This window comes from Bifidobacterium sp. LH_426 (assembly GCF_056356875.1).
The window spans coordinates 47,199-67,295 of sequence record NZ_JBKEVB010000007.1 but is presented as its reverse complement, the minus strand read 5'-3'; the positions used below and the strand labels follow the sequence as shown (position 1 = coordinate 67,295).

Here is a 20,097-nt window from a genome sequence, read left to right as displayed (position 1 = left end):
GATAGGGGCGCGGCATCCCAGCCATTGGTTTGGCATAAAATGGTTTATGCTATCTTCCGCTGAATAATTTTGTTTTTGACCCCTGTGAGAGATTCGGCTAGAAGTCGAATACCAATTGCTGCATATGGAATCATGAGTTGAACGAAGGGCAGCGTGTACTGGCCTTTCGCTTCCCACGCTATATACAGTAGGAATCCCCCGGTGACGCAAAATGCAATTCCCCAAAACTCGTATCTGTTTTTCTTAGACAGGAATGCTACTAGATAGCCAAGGGAAATAATTGTAGCGAATACATCCATTAAATACACAATGATGGTGTGGAGCTTTCCGTCATATACGGAATTGGCAATGGCGGTTTTGGGACGATCGCTGATGGGAGGCGTAGTGCCACGAGTCCAATTGGAAGCTATGATTGATCCATAAGTCGGATCACCCCATTCATAGACCAGTTTCTTCGCTATGAAATGAGCTGCATCCAGCGGATCGTCCTTGAAATGGGAGAGTCGCCGCGAAATCAGTTTTTTGTTCAGCTCCGCCTGGCGCTCCGGTGAATATGAGTTCGTGGGTATCTTCGCGGTGAATCCATCGAACATGCCCAGTTGCTGATACTTGCCGAGCGTGCCATTATTGTTGGCTCCCAGTCCGATGACCAGCCATGTGGTTTTGGGAAGACCATTGTTGGAGTCGGCTCCGTGCCTGCGAAGGATCGCGGAATCTATGGCGGAGGGGATGGTGAGTGTCAGCGCCAAGGTAATGATTACTGGAATGACGATTTTTGCGTTCCTTCGTTTGAGCGCATATACGAGCCAGGACAGAACGAGTGCCGCCACCGCGATGGTAAAGGTCCTTTTGGCGATGATGGCAATAAGTATTGCAAGCGCCGACAGGCAGTGCCAGGAAAGTTTGTTCTTGTTGAATCCTATCGTCTGAAGCAGGAATGCAATAAGAACGAACGTAAGTGCAAATTGATTTCCGTATACGAAAGTCGTATAAAGAACCGGCGGAAGGAACATGACCTGCAGTACTGCAGCGATTGAGGCATCGCGGTCACTTTGAGTCCACTCATGGACGAGATGCACTACCGTCCAAGACGCTACTCCGACACATACGGCGTTGCCCAGCTGAAACAGCAGTAGGGCGTTTGAGCCAGCGAGCCATTGGCAGATTTTCAGTGCGACAATCATCGATGCCTGATAGGGGGATCGTTCCAGATAACCCGCATGCTCCCATTGCACGGCGTTTGGTTCGTTTGCCGCAATCCACAAATCAAGAGAATCCCAAACCACGCCTACATTTGCGGCGAATACCCAAATTATAGACATAAGACCCGAGATTAGGCCGGCGGTTATGGCTAGACGCTTCACTCCCAATGTAGCGAGGGTATCAATAAACGGAGTGAAGGTCAGTAACAGAATGAAGATGATAGCGGAAAGTGCCACGATCCAACATGAGCTGGTCGAGAAAGTGAATATCGATTCACCGTAGTCCGTGGACACTGTCCATATCAGTGAGATTACGGTTACTGCTATTGCTGCGATGGCAATGCAGATTCGAGCGGCCAGTAGCAGATATTCAACAATGGAGTCCATTGTTTTCCCCATGTTATTCTCCTTTCCGTGTCTTGTTTATTGGGCGAGTTTCTTTTTTGACTGTAGATATGGGAAGAACAGTGTGTTGACTTGAGGAATATGGAACAGCAGGAAAGCGAATGCCAGATCGAAGCAGATTCGGCACATAAGCACCAGCATCCATATGACATGGGGGTTTCCAAGGTGCATGTCCAAGTATGGAATCAGCCGCTCCCAAGGTACGGTATCGTCTTCAAGGATATGCGCGCATAGGATACCAAGACTGTTCTGTCCCAATCGTGCGAATATGTCTGCTATCGAATCGACTCCGCGATCCAGAAGCATGGAAATGCCAAGAATGCAGAATGTGCCGCTGACTGCACCAAGTATGGATACAACGAAGTGCCATCCTCTGCCGTATTGGTTCATTGCCATACTGAACCCTTGGAATGTGACTATTGATACAATCCAAACGACGGCGAAAACAAGCCAAAGGGGTGTAGGTCGCCGTAACGTGTTGAAAGCGTCATATCGCCTTAATGCCACGCCGCAGTATACAAATGCAGATGCCGCGAGTCCCGATTGAATGCTTAGCGGGAACCAGAAGACCTTGGCGGAACAATATCCGGCGATGAAGCATAGGAGCACGATTAGCCAAGGGAACCTCGTTTTGTAAGCCATGTGTACTTGCAGATGAGCCCAAAAGAGCCCAAGTAAGAACCACAGCGCCCCGATTCGGTAAGGAACATCCCATAGATAGTTGTTGGCAAAATCGCCGGCCCCGTAATAGGCTGCCGCGCTCCATCCGGCGAATGTTTGTTTGAAGCTTATATGGCGTGAGTGCGCCAGTGCAGTATTGATTACAATAATCGCGATAGCTGTCAGGGCGTAGGTGGCTAGCAATTCACGACTTTCCTTGCCCCACCTGAATGGTCTTTCGGGATGCATAAAGTAGCCGGAAATAATAAAGAAGAGGGGCATGTGGAATGTGAAGCAGATATGATAAATCGTTTCCGCAAAATTCCCTTGTGGGGCGAATGCGTCGGAAATGAGAATACTGTGACCAATGATAACTGCGAGTATGGCAATACCCTTGGCAATGTCATAATATCGTATTCTCGTTTTCATTAATATCCTTATTGCATTGAAAGTACTAACATAAAAACTAATCTAGTCTATCATTGGGCCTGGCCGAATCGGATTTGGATGTTTGATTAGGCTGGTGGGTGTCGCCATGCGTTCTACAGCGTATGGGGAGGGTGTCTATTACGCTATATGTTCATAGCCATCTGTTGTGGATTTGTTTGCGATGGATTTTCGAAGGATAACGTGCGACCACGTACTGGAGAGTGAGCAATGGGAGATTTGAGAGACGAAGGTTTGCATGATGTCGCCGCGAGGTATGCTGATACCGTATTTGGTAAATTCGCCAATTATTTCTTTATATGGATTGCCATTGCAGTGTTCTCCTGTATTGGCATTCTGTCATTGTTGGTGACGGTCAGCTACCCGGAATACGGAAGGCCGGGTACCGAGTATACGGTTTCAACATCGGCGGTGGTAACCACCATTCTGGGGTCGCTCATTGGGCTGGTCGTCATGGCATTGTTGAATTTCTATAACGTGTTGGAACAATGCGATGCAAAGAAGATGCTGCGTTATCTGGCGGTTTATCTATTTTTCATTTCCGCTTTCTGGTTTGTGCTAGCGAATACATGGCCTGATTGGGATTCCCTTGATCTGTTTGGTGCGGCGACTACGCTTGGTCATGATTACAATTCCTTTTGGGCTCATGGTTCGTATATGGAACGCTATCCGTATCAAATTTCCTATGTTTTATTCTTGAAAGTATGTGTGTACATATTTGGGGACAATGCTTATGTCGCCGTTGAGTTGATTAATTCGATTTGCATTGCGGCATCGGGCTACCTGTTGGCTAAGTACTCTCTGGTCGCTTTTGGTAATAAGGCGTCCAATGCCACGGTGCTTCTTTGCGCGGCATTTTTGCCTGCTGTGTTCTATTCTACTTTTGCATATGGTAATCCGGTTGGTTTCCCGTTTGCCATCGGCGCTTTGCTGATTCAGCTTTACTATTTTAAAAATCCTAGGAAAATAAAAATTGTCTGTAGTGCTGTTTTGTTGACAGTTAGTATCCTACTGAAATCAACGATGATTGTCGTCTTATTTGCGATGTGCATTGCGTGGATTGTTGTTTCAGTAAAAAGGCGAAGGGTTGCCGATCTTTTCGCTTGTGTGGCTACTTTTGTTATATATGTGCTATGCTCCACTGGTATTAATGCCGCCGTCTCGGCTCGTTATCATGTGGTTACCGATAATGGTCTGTCCAAGATCGCTTGGATTGCAATGGGTTTGAGGGTTGACCGGTATCCGAACTTGCCGGGGGCTCCGGGGTATTATGACGGGTTTGTGTGGCAGTGGTCCGGAGACCAGTATAATCCAGGAACGGCGGTGCGTGATTCAAAGCAATCCTTGCTTAATACGTGGAAGGTTTTTTCTTCTGACCCAAAGTATGCGTCCGATTTTATGGGCAAGAAGATTACCTTGGAATGGGCGGAACCGAGCTATGAATCTCTGTTGAACAGCAACTGGAACTCGGAAGGGCCGCAGAAGCCTGGAGTGATGGCGAAGCGGCCTATGTCGCCTGTTCTCCATTCCATATACTATGGGAATCTCAACAAAATCATTTGGGTTGAAATGGATGCAGTTCAGTTTCTGACTTTCGCTGGTGCTGTAGCGTTCTTGCTGATAAGGAGAAAGGATATTGAGATTGAATCACTGGTTCCATTGATTACTTGCTTGGGAGTCGCTTTTATATATATATTTTGGGAGGCGAAATCTCAGTACATTATGCCAGCTGCGCAAATATTGTTAATTTACTCCGCCGGTGGTTTATGTGTGATTTCCGATTTTGTCGTTGCTAAATTCAAACTCCTAAAATCAAGAAACCGTTCTTCTTGACGGTTGGATTCCAAGTTCAAGATGTTAATGATGTGCGGTTGGCATGAATGCTAAGGTTCGTTTTTATGATGTGGCTAAAGATATTGCTATTCTTGCTGTTGTTTTAGGTCACAGTGTGCTTATAGCTGATACTTTTGTTCCGCACAATGATATCGCGATTGCGTTGTATCATACCCGTTTCACGTTTCATATGTCTTTTTTCATCATATCGGGTTACTTCATGCATCCCAAGCGTGGGTTCCGATGGAGGAAGGAGAGTCATGAGCTCATTGTCACGTATGCCATTACTGCTTTGGCCATTGTCGTGATCAACACGACCGGTGCATTTATTCTTCGCACCGGGGCCGAGCGTGCTTTCAAGGGTTGAGCGGCGGCTGCATACTACAGTGCAGGCGACTTCGGGAACTATCTGTGGCCTGTTCCGTTCCGTATCGGAGCACTGTGGTTCCTGCTTGGCCTGCTCTGGGCACATTTGTTCGTCCATCTCGCATACAGAAGTAAGTATCCGTCAATTGTCATATCTGGCTTGTTCATTGTCGGCTATGCTTCGGCACGGGTGTGCTGGCTGCCGCTCGGTATCCAATCAGGAATGGCGGCTTCTGCTTTCGTCTATTGGGTGTATTGGCAAAACAACACGGATTCGTCGACTATATTCGAGTCTATTGGTGGATTGTCGCGGTTGCTGTGATTATCTGGGTTGCGGCAATCGTCGGATTCGATGGGCTCAGCATGGCCATGAATCAATACGGTGAGGGTCCTCACTTCGTGTTGTCTATCTTTGGTGCGCTGGCGGTGGACGTGTTCTTCGCTTGGATATTGTTCTGCATCCCACGAATCAATGGGTTATTCTTCCCCTATCTAGCGAAAGCGAAGAAGCAGGTAGGAGAAATAGCAGGATGAAGTTTGACGGGCGGCACCGGGACGGAAGCCATTGGATTCGACAGACACTAGATAATCCCGAAACCGGAATGGCGCTGCCTCAGCCTTTGCAAGTACTGGTATGCGTCATCGGGGCGGGAGTGATTGCGGTCGCGGACAATGCCGCCGTGTATGCAATGGTGAAGCCGTTCGATGCGGCGTTCTGGCGCAGATTCATCATAATGGCATTGGGTTTGCTCGTCGTGTTCTGGCTGGGCGAGATGTTGCTGTCCGGTCGGGAGTCATTTGGCCGGCATGCCAGCAGGAGGCAAACGCGAATCGGCCGGGTTGCATCAGCGGCTTGGGCCCGCTGCGGTGTCATTGCCCGCGGCACGATACTGTCCATAACGATGCTGCTCTGCTGGACTCCGTATGTGGTGCTGCTATACCCCGGTCTGATGTGGTACGACACCGGTGATGAGATTGCGCAGATCTTCGGCATTCCCGCGGTGGAGCAACCCGCTGGAGTGATTTCGGCCCATCATCCTGTATTCGATACGTTGGTGTTCGGCGGTTTCGTCAAAACGACCGCCGCATGGTTCGGCGATTACCAGCTTGGCCTGTCGATTCTCGTCACCGCGCAGGTGGTACTGCTGTGCGTAGCACTATCCGCCTGCGTGCTGTATGTGCGCAAGGTCGGGGCGTCCCGACTGGCGTCCGTTCTGCTGTACCTGTTCTTCGCGTTGTTCCCGGCACTGCCGGTTTTCTTCATGTCGTTGGTCAAAGACAGCCTGCATGCGGTCTTCGCCGTTCCCTGGCTGTTGATGTACGTCGAGACCTGCCGTACACGATTGGAATCATTGCGTTCGCTTCGATTCCTGTGCGGATTCATCGTGCTGTCCTTGGGGTCCGCCCTGACCACGATGACCGGAACGTATATCACCGCGCTGTCATTGCTGGGATTGGTCTTCGCCCGGAAACGGGAGGACTACGACGGTCCCATGGCGTTGTTGCGCGCGATCGCCGCCGCACTCGGCGTGACCGTCCTGCTTGCGGTACAGGTGGCGTTCCCTATGCTGGCGGGGACATTCCTCAACATCAAGAAGGAAGACGCCAATCAGATTCTGGTCGTCCCCATGCAGATGACGGCCAGATACGTGTCAGACTATCCCGATGATGTCTCCGACGAAGAACGTGAGGTCATCGACTCGCTGAACAAGGTCCCCACGGCGCAGATGCTGCAGGTGTACAACCCGTACCTTGCCGACAACGTGATCCACCTGTCATTGAGGGATTCCTCCTATATCGGCCGATACTGCAAGGTGTGGCTTGCACAGGGCGCGCGTCATCCCGACAGCTACATCAACGGATTCGCGGCCTTGGAATCCGGTTGGTTCGCGTTGAAACGGACTCCCAGCAACGAAATGGGCCCTATGGGAGTGGAACGTTACGCGGATATCGCGCACGACGCCGTCGCCAATCAGATAGTGCTGAGGACGGCGAACGATATTAGCCCGTCGTTCGCCGAGATGCCGGAATACCGTTCGAACACGGCCGGTCAGGATGTGGCGGCACGCATATGGGGCAAAATGTCGAATATGCCGGTCGTCAAATGGACGACGTACACGGCGGTCTGGTCCTTCATTCTCCCGTTGTTCCTGCTGTTCTGCACACTGAGGAGGCGCGGAGACACGCGAATGCGGTATGGTGTCGCCTACACGCTGCTGGTCGGAGCCCCGTTGATTTGGTCGTTGCTCGCGTTGCTCCCCAATGCGATCTCCATTCCTTTGAAGCCCACAGCCTCCCGGTACATCATGTGGGCGATATACACGATTCCGGTGTACATCGCGCTGCTTCATGCTGAGCGTGCCGGTGACGCGCGGCAGGAAAGCGAACAGTGATTTCTGTTCGGTTCCGCTCTGCTCGCCCCTGACGAAAGCGGTCCGTCGAAAACCGTCCAGTCCCGGAATATGGGCCTTCGACTATGCTTGTGGTGTTTGGTTATGTGAGTAGATGAGGTGAGTATGTCCACAATCAAGTTCGCGAACATCCTGCTCGAGCACAATCCGCGCTCGTTGAGCTATCCGTCCCTGTACTGCAAGGCCGAAGGCGCTGTCCTCGAGAACGAGGCGGACGGTTCCTGGCTCCTGTACGACAAGGGCGAGTACGACTTCTCCACGTACTTCAACTCGCTGTCCGTGCAGAAACTGAAGAAGTACACGAAGGCCACGAAGTTCTTCCTCCACCTCGAACTCAAGGGCGCCGCCGCCCATGTGCTGCAGACCAAGGGCGGCGTGTTCTCCGCCCATCCGGAACCGGTGGACGCCGTCACTGCGGACGTGCCCGCTTCCGAGGAGTGGCAGACCGTCGACCTGGAGCTGCAGGAAGACGCCGAAACCGTCCTCGTCGGCTTCTCCATCACCACTGAAGGCCGCGTCGCCATCCGCAACAGCTACTATTCGCTCGAATACACGGGCGAGCTGAACCCGGTTGAGTTCGTGCTCTCCACCACCACGTTCAAGAAGGAAAGCTTCATCGAGAACAACATCGGTCTCGTCAAGAAGCAGATTCTCGGCTCCGGCGAGGAGATCGCCGACCACTTCACCATGTACGTGATCGACAACGGCCGCACGCTCGACGCCGAAAAGCTCAGCGACGAGCACGTGCACGTCCGCCCCAACCAGAACGTGGGCGGTGCCGGCGGCTTCACCCGCGGCATGATTGAAGCGATGGAGCAGCAGCCGCAGGCCACCAACATCCTGCTCATGGACGATGACGTGGCCGTCTCCCCGGAAAGCATCAAGCGCACCTACAACCTGCTGCGCCTGCTCAAGCCCGAATACCGTGACGCGATGATCAGCGGCGCCATGCTCAACTACGAGATCGGCGAGGACCAGTGGGAGGACACGGGCTACATGACCCCGCAGGGCACCTTCGCCCCGGCCAAGCCCCCGCTGCGCATGACCAAGTACGAGGACATCATCTACAACGAGACCTTCCGCGTTCCCGCCGAAGTCCAGCAGAACAACCAGCGCTACGCCGCGTGGTGGTACTGCTGCATCCCGATCAGCGTCATCAAGGACAACGGCCTGCCGCTGCCGGTGTTCGTCCGCTGCGACGACGCCGAATACGGCGTGCGCTGCGGCAAGGAGCTCATCACGATGAACGGCCTGTGCATCTGGCACATGTCGTTCCACGTGCGCTACAACGCGGCCGTCGAACGCTACCAGACCACCCGCAACACGATGATCGCCCAGTGCACCACCGGCTTCGCTCCGCACTCCGACTTCATGTACGAGCTGCATAACAACATCCGTCTGGAGCTCAAGAAGTTCGGCTACGCGAACGCCGAACTCTGCCTCGACGCCTTCGAGGACTTCCTCAAGGGCCCGAAGTTCATCTCCCAGCCGGGCGTCGCCGAGAAGACATTCATGAAGGCGAACAAGAACAAGGAGAAGATGTTCTCGTTCGACGAGGTGCAGCGTCAGGCCAACGAGCTTGGCCTCACCGACTTCGACATTACCGCAATCGACCGTCAGCTGGTCGATAGCGACCGCCCGCGCTCCCTGTTCGAGCGCCTCGAGGACTACGCCACCGACAACGGCCAGCGCGTGCTGAAGAGCGAAGGCAAGGGTTATGCGGTCCTGCCCGTGCTCGGCTGGTCCTACCCGGCCGGTGCCATCCACAACAAGAAGTACCTCATCGTCATCGACTGGTACAACAAGAAGGGCGCCATCCGCGTCAAGGACGCCAAGCGCTATAGCGAAATCACCAAGCGCTACCACCGCGACCTCAAGTACTACAAGAAGAACATCGAGCGTCTGCGCCAGGAGTACTCCGCTGCCCGTGCCGAGCTGACCTCGGTCGGCTACTGGAAGCGCTACCTGGACATGGACTGATTGGTCTGAACGGACGGTTCCGGTTCCGTTGATATGACGATGGGGTGGGCACATATCGTATGTGCCCACCCCATCGTCATATCGTGCGGGAATCCGGTCCCGTGCACGCCGTTTCGAGATCAGCGATGCCGACGCTTGCCGATCACCCGCTTCGCGATTGACAACGGGCTGATCAGCACGTGGCCGATCCGGTACGAGACCGAACGATAGATGTCGTCGATGCGATCCTGCTGTTCGCGGATCACCCGGTCGCGTTCGCGAATCTCCCGGCCCTGCTCGCGGATGCGGCCTTCCAGCGATTCCACCCGCCCCCGCGTCTCGTCCAGCTGCCGCTGCAGGTCACCGATGCGGTACACGTCCTCGAACGTCGTGAGAATCAGCTGCGATTTGCTCTGCTGAACCATGTCGACGAAATGGTGGTCGCGCTCCTCGAAGTAATAGGGTTTCTCACTCGGCAGAGACTCAAGCGACGGATACGCCGCATCCAGCATCTTGACCGCCGTGGGGAATTCGAGGGACTGCACGTTCCACAGGATGAAATGGGAGATCCAGTTGTCGTAGCTGCGCTTGGTGAGGGCGTGGTTATCCAGCTCCTGCAACGCCGCGCCAATCGACTTGATCGCCGTGAGCGCGCACTCCCAGCTCTTCCTGCGCGTGGCCTCGAGGGACCCGGTGTTGTGCGTGCGGTGGTGGAACAGCACGTCGTCCATGCAGTAGATGGAGCTGGCGGAGGCCAGCGCCATGTATGTGAAGAACGCGTCGTTCGTCGTGCGCAACGGCTGGAACGTCAGCTTCTTCGCGTAGATGAAATCGCTGCGGAACAGCTTGTCCCACGCCCATCCGACGAAACTCTGGAACACCGTGCCGGCGTACTCCTCGTTGCCCAGCACGCGGCCGGTCGGTACGCCCATGATCGTGTAGTCGATCAGCGCCTCGTCGTGCGTATCGGCGTCATGGCTGTTAGAACGGGCGACCACGATATCGACGTCGTTCGTCTCCGCGGCGTCGACCATGCGCTCCATCGCGTCATGCTCGATGAAGTCGTCGGCGTCGAGGAAGTACAGGTACTTGCCCGTGGCGTGGCTCAGACCGTTGTTGCGCGCGACGCCGGCATACTGGTTCGCCTGTTTCAGCAGCGTGACGCGCTCGTCCTGCGAGGCGATGTTCTCCACGAGAACGCAGGTATCATCAGTCGAACCGTCGTCGACGACGATGACCTCGATGTCCTTCAACGTCTGCGCGGTGACGCTGCCCAAGCACTCCTCGATGAAGGCCTGCGCGTTGTAGGCAGGGATGATGACCGAAACGACGGGGGAATGAGATACCGCTTGCAAACCAACTCCGCTTCTTCAAAGGGCAAATAAGCCAATCATACCGTTATGACTGGTCCTGCGTCGCCTGATTCACTTATATGTATATACTGGGATATACATAGCGCTCATTCGGGAGGTGGTGAACATGACTACGTTGACACTCAGCAAATGGGGCAATGCCCAAGGCGTGCGTCTGCCCAAGGACATGCGCGAGCAAGTAGGCATGGCCGACGGGTCTCGCGTCGAAGCGACTGTCAAGGACGGTTCCATTGTGCTGCGTCCGATTCGTACCAACGTTAGAATCATCCGGGTTCCACGACTCGCCGATGTGTTCCGCGACCGCACCGAGGAGTATAAGGCTGCCGAGGAGCTCGACGGTCCCGCCGTCGGCGAGGAGGAGCTGTGACCGCTTGGAGATACGGAGATGTTCTCCTCGTTGATCTCGACCCAGCAAAAGGACATGAGCAGAGGAAGCGCCGTCCCGTCGTCGTAGTGAGCAACGACGATTTCAACCGTAATTGCAGTCTCACCGTCGTCATCGCGATTTCGCACGGGCGCGGCGACTTCGAACTGCATCTGCCCATCACTGTCACTCGGCGCGAAGATGGTGATGGTTGGATTGATGGCTACGCGCAAGTCGAGCAGATTCGTGCTCTTGATCTTGAGGAACGAAATCCCGTCAAAATCGGCCGCCTTAAAGACGATGATATGGACCAGATTACAGGAACTCTCATCAGCTGCTATATCCAGCCAGAAATGATGGTCATCCCCAATTACGCATAGCGTGTTTCCGGCAGGACTGTATTCCGTGCATGTTCGGGCACACAGCTGTAGGGATGCTTTGTAGGTCGCGGGTTCCGGGGGCGTGGTAAGTACCCCCATTGGTAAACTACATGACCGTGCAAGAACTAGTAAGCAAGCTGCAAGCTCGGTACAAGTACGCGTGGGTCGTGCTCAAGGGCTTGGTGAAGACCGATTTCCGGCTGCGATACCAGGGTTCGTTCCTCGGCATCGCATGGTCCGTGCTGAAGCCGTTGATGATGTTCTGCGTCATGTACGTGGTGTTCGGCAAGTTCCTCCGCATGTCGGACGGCACCCCCACCTACCCGGTGGTACTGCTGCTGGGCATCAGCTCGTGGCAGTTCGTCACCGAATCCACGAACGTCGGCCTGCGTTCGGTCGTCGACCGCGGCGACCTGCTGCGCAAGATCCACTTCCCGAACTACATCGTCGTAGTATCGGCCACGGTGGGCGCGATGATCAGCTACGCCATCAACCTGGGCGTCGTGCTCGTCTTCGCGATATTCGCCCGTGTGCAGTTCACCTGGCGTGTCGTGCTGCTGCCGATCAACGTCATCGAACTGTATGCCGTCACGCTGGGCATCACCCTGATCATGGCCACGATGTACGTGTACTTCCGCGACATCGCCCACATCTGGGAAGTGCTCCAGCAGCTCGTCTTCTACGGCATGCCTATCATCTACCCGCTGAGCTACGTCACCAACCGCGGCGGCCTGTACGCGGATCTCGCGCGTCTGGAGCTCCTCAACCCCATCGCCCAGGCGATCCAGGACATCCGGCACAACTTCATCGCGCCGGAGACCCAGCCGACCGCGTGGAACCAGTTCGACAACCCGGTGCTCAAGGCCATTCCGGTACTGCTCACCGTCGTGCTTCTGTGGCTCGGCGTGTACCTGTTCCGACGTAACAGCCGTAAATTCGCGGAGGTCATGTGATGAGCGATGTGATGAACGAAAACAACGATGGCACCATCGATCTGACGAAGAACCCCGTCGTCCTCTCGGTCGACCATGTCTCCAAATCCTTCAAGCTGCCCACCGAGCAGGCCACCGGCCTCAAGCAGGCGTGCATCAACTGGTTCAAGGGCATCAAGGGCTACAAAATCCAGCATGTGCTGAAGGACATCAACTTCGAAGTCCACCAGGGCGAGTTCTTCGGCATCGTCGGCCGCAACGGCGGCGGCAAGTCCACGTTGCTCAAGCTGATCTCGCAGATCTACTACCCGGAGACCGGTTCCATCAACGTGACCGGCAAGCTGGTGCCGTTCATCGAACTCGGCGTCGGCTTCAACCCGGAACTCACCGGCCGTGAGAACGTCTACCTGAACGGCTCGCTGCTCGGCTTCACCCGTGAGGAAGTCGACGCGATGTACGATGACATCGTCGAGTTCGCCGAACTCGAGGAGTTCATGGACCAGAAGCTCAAGAACTACTCCTCTGGCATGCAGGTGCGTCTCGCCTTCTCCGTCGCGATCAAGGCGCAGGGCGACATCCTCGTGCTCGACGAGGTGCTTGCCGTCGGCGACGAGGCGTTCCAGCGCAAGTGCGACGACTTCTTCTCCGAAATCAAGAAGGACCCCAAGAAGACCGTCATCCTCGTGACCCACGACATGGCCTCGGTGAAGAAATACTGCACCCGCGCCATGATGATCAAGGACGGCGTCGTCGAGGTCATCGGCGATAAGCAGACCGTCGCCAACGCGTACACGCTCGCGAACCTCGAGGCGGAGAAGCAGAAGGAGCAGAAGCGGATCGAACGCGAGCAGCAGAAGGGCCACTACCCGGACGGCCTGAACGCCCGCTGCCCGATTCTGCGCACCTACGCGGTCTCCTCGTCTATGGTGAAGAACACGGACATCTTCAAGTTCGCCGTCGAATACCAGTACGACGAGCCGGGCGACTTCTACCTGGCGATCGCGCTGAACGACATCCGCCGCGGCGGCATCCCGTTCGACACCGGCCCCAAGGTGCTGCGCATGAAGGAGCACGGCCACCACACGGTCCAGTTCGAAATGCCGCTCAACCTGTTCAACAACGGCGAATTCCAGCTGGTGACGTCCCTGCGCACGCCGAGCGCGACCAACTCCGGCTTCACCGACATGGTCGCCGTGGGTACGGGCAACAACGCGTGCACCTTCGTGATCCGCGATTCCGAGACCTACACGGACTACGCGCTGATCAACATGGATTCGATGAGCATCACCCCGGTCCCCGAAGAGACCGGAGTCGAGGTCATGGACCCGAAGCAGTGGGGCAACCACACCGGCGTCGCCTGATCCGGTCGAGAAAGAGGGTACGGGCACTATGCCTAATGCAGAGCTTGAGACGATTTGGCGGGTGGTGTTTCCTTCGGGGAACGTCGGACTGGACGAGGACTTCCGTGTGGCCGCGGCACCGATCTACGGCAGCGGGCGGGACACCGCCGGCGCGCCCGTAGGCAACGAGGCGCTGCACTCGTGGGTGAAGGGCCGTACCTCCATCGAAATCCCCGCGGGAAACGGCTACTCGACCGGCTGCTACTACAATGCGTTCCCGGCGGCGTACTGGGCGCAATGGACGAACGTGCAGTCCGTGACGTTGCGCCTGCGCGCGGCCGGCCACGGCACCGTGACCGTCCACGCCTCCGACGAGAAGGCGAACGACCGCATCGTCCACAGCGTCGACGTGAACGCCGCGTCCGGTGACGGCACCGTCGAAAACGGCGACATCGTCGAAACCATCATCCCCATCGCCGGCATGGGCGAGGGCGGCTGGCTGTGGTTCGACGTGCAGGCCGCGCCCGACGCCCCGATCACCATCGCCGACGCGCAATGGCTGTCCTCCGTGCCCGCGAAACGCACGCTCACCGCCTCCTTGTCCATCACCACGATGAACAAGCCGGAATGGTGCATCCGTCAGTTCAACCTGCTCGCCGACATGGCCGACATGAGCCTCATCGACGCGGTCTACGTCGTCGACCAAGGCACGAAACTCGTCGCTGACGCCCCCGGCTTCGACGAGGCGAAAGCGAAGCTGGGCGACAAGCTGCGCGTCATCCGCCAAGGCAACATCGGCGGCTCCGGCGGCTTCGCGCGCGGCATGTACGAGGTCGAACACCATGGCGAAAGCGGCTACGCGATGCTGCTTGACGACGACACGGTGCTCGAACCCGAATCCGTCTCCCGCGCCATCGCCTTCGCGAACCACTGCATCGAACCCACGCTTGTCGGCGGCAACATGCTGTTCCTGAGCGAACCGACCCGCATCTGCGCGCTGGCCGAAGTGTTCGACGCGAAAAGCATCAGCTGGGGCACCGCCGTGCAGGAATCCCGCTACGACGATCTCGCGTCCGAGCCGTTCCTCAAGAAGACGTACCTGCACAAGCGCGTGGACGCCGACTACAACGCGTGGTGGATGTGCCTCATCCCCGTCGAGACCATCCGCAAGATCGGCCTCTCATACCCGTTCTTCATCAAGAACGACGACGTCGAATACGGCGTGCGCGCCCAGCGCGCCGGCTACCGCACGGTCACCGTCCCCGGCGTGTGCCTGTGGCACCAGTCCTTCGTCGACAAGGACGACCAGCTTGACTGGCAGGCGTACTTCCACATCCGCAACCGCACCATCATGGGCCTGCTGTACACGAACCAGGCGTACCGCACCGGCGTGCTGAAGGAGATGGTGCGGTTCACGATGTCCGCCACCGCCAAGATGCGCTACTCCGCGGTCGCGCTGCACCAGGCCGCCATGAAGGACATCATGGCCGGGCCTGAGCACGTGGGGTCCATCCTCGAGACCCGACTGCCCGAAATCCGCGAGATCCGCGGCAAATTCGACGATTCCGCGATGGTGCCCATCGAGGAGCTGCCGGACACGCTGCGCGGGCAGAGCGAGGAGTTCGAGCACCTGCACGACGCCTCCCGTGCCGCCGTCACCTTGAAGATCGGCCTGCACCAGATTACGCCGCCGCGCGCGGACCGGAGCCGCGTGATCGACGGCTACATGGAGCCGACCAAGGTGCATTGCCTCATCGCCGACGACCACCACACGAGCGACGTGCCTGCCGACCAGCTGAACACGTTGACGTTGGTCGCGGACGACGCTTCGGATCACTGGCGTGCGGCGGGACTCATGGACTCCGCCGTGTTCGTCGACCCGGAACGCGGCAAGGGCATTTTGTTGACGCGCAAGCCGTTGCTTGCAATCGGCGGATTCGTGAAGGCCTGTGCGCTGTATGTGCGGATCATCGCGAACTGGAGGACTTACCAGAAGGAGTACCGCAAGGCGTTTACCACGATGGTCTCGCCGGAGTGGTGGCAGCGGTACTTCGGGGAGTAGGGGTTCTTGGGGGCTGGTGGCACCCCCTCAGTCCGGCTTCGCCGGACAGCTCCCCCTGGAAGGGGGAGCAGAGGACATGGACATGCGCTATGCGCGTGACGATTGCTTTGCGCCCCCTGTAGGGGGAGCTGGCGGCCGCAGGCCGACTGAGGGGGAGGTGCCGGGCTACCTCTTGGGGTACCCCCTCAGTCTCGCTTCGCGAGACAGCTCCCCCTGAGAGGGGGAGCAGACTACCCCTCAGTCGCGCGGAGCGCGACAGCTCCCCTGACAAGGGGAGCCGAGGAGATTGGCATGCGCGTGGCGCATGACCGTTTTTATTTGTTTGCGGTGCGGAAGATCTGCTCCCAGGTTTGCATTGAGGGGAGGCCGTAGTCGCGGTATTCCTTGGAGAGGCGCTTCCAGTGGCGGGACAGGTGGCGAGCCAGGTGGAAGCATTTGCGCATGTTGCGGCGGTAGAGGCGGCTGTCGCGGCGGAACCAGGCTACCGAATCGCCGTCGGCGGACGTGACCATCGCGGAACGCACGCCGATGAACGACGGCCAGATTGAGAACCGGGCCGGAATCGCCATCTGCGGCGCCTCATCCTTCACGCCGTCCGCGCGGGAACGGGAACGTAGGGCGGTGAGCACCGCCTTCATACCACGCTTCGTCACCTCACGCGCGCCGGCCGGCGCCCACGCGCGATCGGCATGATCGTCCGGTTCCGGCAGATCCAGCGGACTCGAATACGTGACGCTGTCCGAGAAGCCCTTACGCGCCTCACGCACTTCGGCGATTTTCGTCGGCAGCGACTCCACCAGATACTCCGGGCCCTTCAACAGGTCGGCGAGGGCCAGCTGGCTCAGCTCCATGCCCGAATAGAGCATGCGCAATCCCAGATTCGCCTCCTCGTAGAGCATGCGGAACGCGGCCGCACGGCCCGCGTTCGGGTAGTGCAGCAGCGCGCAGACCCACCGGTTGCGCACCTGGAAATACTCCTCCCATCCGCGCGCCGGATCCTTGTCATGCCAACCCATATGCCATACGGCCACACCCGGCAGGCTCACCGTCGGGAATCCATGCCGCTTCGCGCGCAGGCCATACTCGATGTCGTCGAACTTGATGAATACGGGCAATCCCAATCCGACCGCACGCATCGTCTCGACCGGAATCAGACAGAACCACCATCCGTTGAAATCGGAGAAGCGCACGGCGTGCATCGACGGACTGTCCGCCAACGGCTCCGAACGGAAATCATGATTGAACTCGGCGCCGCGCGACGGCTCCATCCACTGCGCACGCGCGTCATACCGCTCGCCCTGCACGTGCAGCACCGTGCGATGGTCGATATGGAACATGCCGCCGCCCACCAGCACCGGACGCACCGTGTAATCCGCGAACTGCACCGCACGCAGAATCGACTCCGGCTCACTGATCGCATCATCGTCGAGCAGCAGCGTGTAGTCGCTCACGCCCGCCTTCACCGTCTCGTACATGCCGCGCGAGAATCCGCCGGAACCACCCAGATTGCCCTGACGGATATACGTGAGATGACCACCCAAGTCGTCCGCCGTCTCGGCGAAACCAGGCTGGTCGAGCACCAGATCCGTGCCCTGATCGGTGCAATACACGGTGTCCAGACGCTCACGCAACTCGCGTTCGCCGGCGATCGCACGCAACTGGTCCAGACAGTAGGAGGGACGATTGAACGTCGTGATCGCGACGGACACCGTACCCGGCTCGCGCGTGCGACGCACGCGAGCCGGGACCTGCCAGACCGCGTCGCCGACCGTCAGCGACGCGTCGGCGTCCGCGCGCGCGTCGAACCAGTAGAAGCCGCCGTCCAGCATGCCCTTGAGCGACAGTTCCGCGACGAGACGCTCCGGGCCGCCGTCACCATGCTTCGTGTCGATCGTGAACGTCTCCACCGGCGCGGCGAGACCGCGCGCCGTGGAGCGGAACAGCGTGACCGTGCCCTTGCCGGCCGCCCACGCGACGAACCGCACGCTCCTCACGCGCGTCCAATACCGCCAATAGCCGGCCGGGAACGCGTTGAAATACGTGCACAGCGACAGGTGCGTGCCCGCCGCCAGCGTGACCGTGTTGCGCGAATCGACGGCGAACCCGTGCGGCTCCTCGACCGCCGCGCGGCGGCTGGCCGCGATGAGCCGGGACAGTTCGGAACGTGTCATGCCGTTCGGATTCGCGCTGACCAGATTGTCGCGCTCGTCGAACACGCTCGGGTCGAAATGCGCGGGATGCCAGTTCACCGCATAGAGAGGCATCGTCTGGTCGGCGTCGCGCATCGGGTAGACGACGCGGTTCACCGTCTCCCAGCCTGCGGGTGAAGCCGGGGTGGGCTCCGTGTGCGGTGACGTGCTTGACGACGTCGGTGTCGTGTCTGGTGCGCCGCTGGGCGTATTCTCAAAAGCCGTGTCTCCGGCTGCAGCCTGTGCCTGTACCATACCAGTCAGTATACAAACGGGAATCCGTCGCGCGGACGGGATTGGCGTGCGGGCGCATGGGCCGAATCGGCGCATGGACCGAATCGGCGGACGGACGACAGACGGAATCGGCATATGGAATCGGTAGACGGACGGAGGATCAGCTTGTTGAGTGAGACTATCCGGGGAACGCGCGCCACGGTGCGCGCCCGCGTGCGCGCCGCTGTGCGCGCGACGCTCGCGGCGACGGTCGGACTGGCCATGATGGTGACGGGCGGATGCGGGATCGGCGGTTCCTCCGGTACGGGTGATTCCGCAGGTGCCGGCTCTTCGACGGCGGTCTCCGGAGTGAGCGTCGCGCTGCCGAACTACTACATGCCGGGCATGGTGCTGCAACGCGGGAAGCCGATCCACATCCGTGGAACGCTGGAGAAGAGCGGCACGGGGGCGAATGGTTCTGGGCCGAGCGCGAAATCGGGGGAGAACGCCGAACGCGTCGAACTCACCGTGCGGTTCATGCACGGCGACCAGAAGATCGAATCATCGCAACAGGTGGCCGTCGGCACGACCTTCGACATCACCGTGAAGAACGTGCCCACGCGCAAGGACGCGTACACGCTCGCGTTCCTGATCGGCGGGCAGGTGGCGCGCACCGTGCGCGACGTGTACGTGGGTGACGTGTTCGTGGCCGCAGGACAGTCGAACATGGAGCTCAACCACGTCGACTACTACGGGTCGAAGGACCTCGTCGCGGGGAACATCGCCGGCGTCTTCGACGAAAGCGACCTGCCGAAGACCGTGAACGACGAAGGCATCCACTTCCTCGCCGTCGAACGCAAACTCGGCGGCTCGTCGCTGCCGCTGCGCTCGGTCACCGCGCACAAGTGGGCGGCCGCGACCGGAAGCAACAGCGACTATCTCGGCTACCTGCCACAGCTGTTCGCGGCGCGACTGCGCAAGGCGCACCCGAACGTGCCGGTCGGCATCATCCAGATCGCGTGGGGCGGCACGGCTATCGCACGCCACATGAAAGGCGGCGACATCTACGCGAACCACGTCAAACCGCTCACCGGATACCGCGTCGCCGGCGTGCTGTGGTACCAGGGCGAGAACGACGCCGCCACGCAGGCCACGGCGCTGCGCTACGAAAGCAACTTCGCCGCGCTCATCAACCAGTTCCGCAGCGTGTTCGGCGAAGAGGACCTGCCGTTCCTGTACGCGCAGCTCGCGCGCTACAGCGGCGGCAACCAGTACACGCCCATCGTGCGGCAGGCGCAGCTCGACGTGCTCGACAGCGCGGCGCTCGGCACGACCGACAATCTTGCGATGACCGTTTCGCTGGATACGGACAAAGGCACGTCGAAGGTGATCCACCCGCTCGGCAAGGACATCCTGGCCGAACGCATGGCGACGCAGTGGTTCGCGATGGCGGGCGACGGGAACGGCGCCGGGAATGGCGCCGGGAATGGCGTCGCGTCGTCCGGGCCGATTGCGCAGAGCGCGAAGGCCGTGAGCGGCGACGCCTCCACCGTCGCCGTGTCGTTCGCCGCGAACACGGCGATCGGGCTGCACGCGATGAAACCGGACTACACGCTGAAAGCGACCGCGACGGACCCCGCCACGGTGACCGCGACGCCGCTGCAGGGCTTCGAAGTGGCCGGTTCGGACGGCGCGTTCCACGCCGCCGACGCCACCGTGCAGGGCAATCAGGTGATCGTCCACTCCGACGACGTGGACACCGTCACGCAGGTGCGCTACCTGTGGGGCCTCGCGCCCAACAGCGCCAGCATGCTCTACGATTCGGCCAAACTGCCCGCGAGCCCGTTCGTGGTAAGCGTGGGGTAGGCGGGGCGGAAGACCGGAAGGCGAATGTGCATGGTTTCGGGGTGAACCTGCATGGTTCGGTGGCGAACCTGCATGGTTCAGCCCCGAACCTGTAG

At 58.4% G+C, this 20,097-nt stretch carries 15 protein-coding genes; 11 read left to right on the top strand and 4 right to left on the bottom strand.

Going from position 1 to position 20,097, the window contains the following annotated elements; genetic code table 11:
* Positions 1-44: 44 nt before the first annotated feature.
* On the bottom strand, positions 45-1,601 hold the full coding sequence (locus tag AC1AYD_RS08010; RefSeq protein ID WP_476533002.1) for a hypothetical protein: 1,557 nt from the start codon (positions 1,599-1,601) through the stop codon (positions 45-47).
* A gap of 24 nt (positions 1,602-1,625) precedes the next feature.
* Complete coding sequence (locus tag AC1AYD_RS08005) at positions 1,626-2,696, bottom strand: acyltransferase family protein (RefSeq protein ID WP_476533001.1); 1,071 nt, start codon at positions 2,694-2,696, stop codon at positions 1,626-1,628.
* A gap of 228 nt (positions 2,697-2,924) precedes the next feature.
* Between AC1AYD_RS08005 and AC1AYD_RS08000 the strand changes: the two genes are divergently transcribed.
* The 5 genes from AC1AYD_RS08000 to AC1AYD_RS07980 all read left to right on the top strand — a co-directional run bounded on the left by AC1AYD_RS08000 (position 2,925) and on the right by AC1AYD_RS07980 (position 9,304).
* Entirely contained in the window at positions 2,925-4,547 is a 1,623-nt protein-coding gene (locus AC1AYD_RS08000; RefSeq protein WP_476533000.1) for a hypothetical protein, read from the top strand.
* 43 nt (positions 4,548-4,590) lie between these two features.
* Positions 4,591-4,914: an acyltransferase family protein gene (locus AC1AYD_RS07995; RefSeq protein ID WP_476532999.1), complete on the top strand. Its 324-nt coding sequence runs from the start codon at positions 4,591-4,593 to the stop codon at positions 4,912-4,914.
* A 254-nt stretch (positions 4,915-5,168) separates the two neighbouring features.
* Positions 5,169-5,447 (top strand): hypothetical protein, encoded by a 279-nt coding sequence (locus tag AC1AYD_RS07990; RefSeq protein WP_476532998.1) that lies wholly within the window; start codon positions 5,169-5,171, stop codon positions 5,445-5,447.
* A complete protein-coding gene (locus AC1AYD_RS07985) occupies positions 5,444-7,306 on the top strand; it encodes a DUF6020 family protein (protein ID WP_476544939.1) in 1,863 nt (620 codons plus the stop codon). The genes AC1AYD_RS07990 and AC1AYD_RS07985 overlap by 4 nt, the downstream gene beginning before the upstream one ends.
* A 123-nt stretch (positions 7,307-7,429) precedes the next feature.
* Positions 7,430-9,304 (top strand): glycosyltransferase family protein, encoded by a 1,875-nt coding sequence (locus tag AC1AYD_RS07980; protein WP_476532996.1) that lies wholly within the window; start codon positions 7,430-7,432, stop codon positions 9,302-9,304.
* Between the two features lie 119 nt (positions 9,305-9,423).
* On the opposite strand, the gene AC1AYD_RS07975 is transcribed toward AC1AYD_RS07980, so the two are convergent.
* Complete coding sequence (locus AC1AYD_RS07975; RefSeq protein ID WP_476544937.1) at positions 9,424-10,638, bottom strand: glycosyltransferase family 2 protein; 1,215 nt, start codon at positions 10,636-10,638, stop codon at positions 9,424-9,426.
* A 124-nt stretch (positions 10,639-10,762) separates the two neighbouring features.
* Between AC1AYD_RS07975 and AC1AYD_RS07970 the strand changes: the two genes are divergently transcribed.
* From AC1AYD_RS07970 to AC1AYD_RS07950, 5 genes are all read left to right on the top strand, one after another.
* Positions 10,763-11,023 (top strand): AbrB/MazE/SpoVT family DNA-binding domain-containing protein, encoded by a 261-nt coding sequence (locus AC1AYD_RS07970; RefSeq protein ID WP_476532994.1) that lies wholly within the window; start codon positions 10,763-10,765, stop codon positions 11,021-11,023.
* Positions 11,020-11,400 (top strand): type II toxin-antitoxin system PemK/MazF family toxin, encoded by a 381-nt coding sequence (locus AC1AYD_RS07965; RefSeq protein ID WP_476532993.1) that lies wholly within the window; start codon positions 11,020-11,022, stop codon positions 11,398-11,400. Before AC1AYD_RS07970 ends, AC1AYD_RS07965 begins: the two co-directional genes overlap by 4 nt.
* 110 nt (positions 11,401-11,510) lie before the next feature.
* On the top strand, positions 11,511-12,353 hold the full coding sequence (locus AC1AYD_RS07960) for an ABC transporter permease (RefSeq protein WP_476532992.1): 843 nt from the start codon (positions 11,511-11,513) through the stop codon (positions 12,351-12,353).
* A gap of 11 nt (positions 12,354-12,364) precedes the next feature.
* Positions 12,365-13,693 carry an ABC transporter ATP-binding protein gene (locus AC1AYD_RS07955; protein ID WP_476532991.1) on the top strand — a complete coding sequence of 443 codons (1,329 nt, stop codon included), beginning with the start codon at positions 12,365-12,367 and terminating at the stop codon, positions 13,691-13,693.
* A gap of 28 nt (positions 13,694-13,721) precedes the next feature.
* Complete coding sequence (locus AC1AYD_RS07950) at positions 13,722-15,734, top strand: glycosyltransferase (protein ID WP_476532990.1); 2,013 nt, start codon at positions 13,722-13,724, stop codon at positions 15,732-15,734.
* 314 nt (positions 15,735-16,048) lie between these two features.
* Here AC1AYD_RS07950 and AC1AYD_RS07945 read toward each other — a convergent pair whose 3' ends face one another.
* Positions 16,049-18,019 carry a glycosyltransferase gene (locus AC1AYD_RS07945; protein ID WP_476533020.1) on the bottom strand — a complete coding sequence of 657 codons (1,971 nt, stop codon included), beginning with the start codon at positions 18,017-18,019 and terminating at the stop codon, positions 16,049-16,051.
* 306 nt (positions 18,020-18,325) lie between these two features.
* Here AC1AYD_RS07945 and AC1AYD_RS07940 point away from each other — a divergent pair, with 306 nt between their 5' ends.
* Complete coding sequence (locus AC1AYD_RS07940) at positions 18,326-20,002, top strand: sialate O-acetylesterase (RefSeq protein WP_476532989.1); 1,677 nt, start codon at positions 18,326-18,328, stop codon at positions 20,000-20,002.
* The last annotated feature ends 95 nt before the right edge of the window (positions 20,003-20,097 follow it).

Excerpts from the sequence above, each read along its gene's own strand:
- AC1AYD_RS07945 (WP_476533020.1), bottom strand. The coding sequence starts at position 18,019 with ATGCGCGACGCCGACCAGACGATGCCTCTCTATGCGGTGAACTGGCAT.
- AC1AYD_RS07995 (WP_476532999.1), top strand. The coding sequence starts at position 4,591 with ATGAATGCTAAGGTTCGTTTTTATGATGTGGCTAAAGATATTGCTATT.
- AC1AYD_RS07950 (WP_476532990.1), top strand. The coding sequence starts at position 13,722 with ATGCCTAATGCAGAGCTTGAGACGATTTGGCGGGTGGTGTTTCCTTCG.
- AC1AYD_RS08005 (WP_476533001.1), bottom strand. The coding sequence starts at position 2,696 with ATGAAAACGAGAATACGATATTATGACATTGCCAAGGGTATTGCCATA.
- AC1AYD_RS07960 (WP_476532992.1), top strand. The coding sequence starts at position 11,511 with ATGACCGTGCAAGAACTAGTAAGCAAGCTGCAAGCTCGGTACAAGTAC.
- AC1AYD_RS07985 (WP_476544939.1), top strand. The coding sequence starts at position 5,444 with ATGAAGTTTGACGGGCGGCACCGGGACGGAAGCCATTGGATTCGACAG.
- AC1AYD_RS07955 (WP_476532991.1), top strand. The coding sequence starts at position 12,365 with ATGAACGAAAACAACGATGGCACCATCGATCTGACGAAGAACCCCGTC.
- AC1AYD_RS08000 (WP_476533000.1), top strand. The coding sequence starts at position 2,925 with ATGGGAGATTTGAGAGACGAAGGTTTGCATGATGTCGCCGCGAGGTAT.
- AC1AYD_RS07970 (WP_476532994.1), top strand. The coding sequence starts at position 10,763 with ATGACTACGTTGACACTCAGCAAATGGGGCAATGCCCAAGGCGTGCGT.
- AC1AYD_RS08010 (WP_476533002.1), bottom strand. The coding sequence starts at position 1,601 with ATGGGGAAAACAATGGACTCCATTGTTGAATATCTGCTACTGGCCGCT.
- AC1AYD_RS07980 (WP_476532996.1), top strand. The coding sequence starts at position 7,430 with ATGTCCACAATCAAGTTCGCGAACATCCTGCTCGAGCACAATCCGCGC.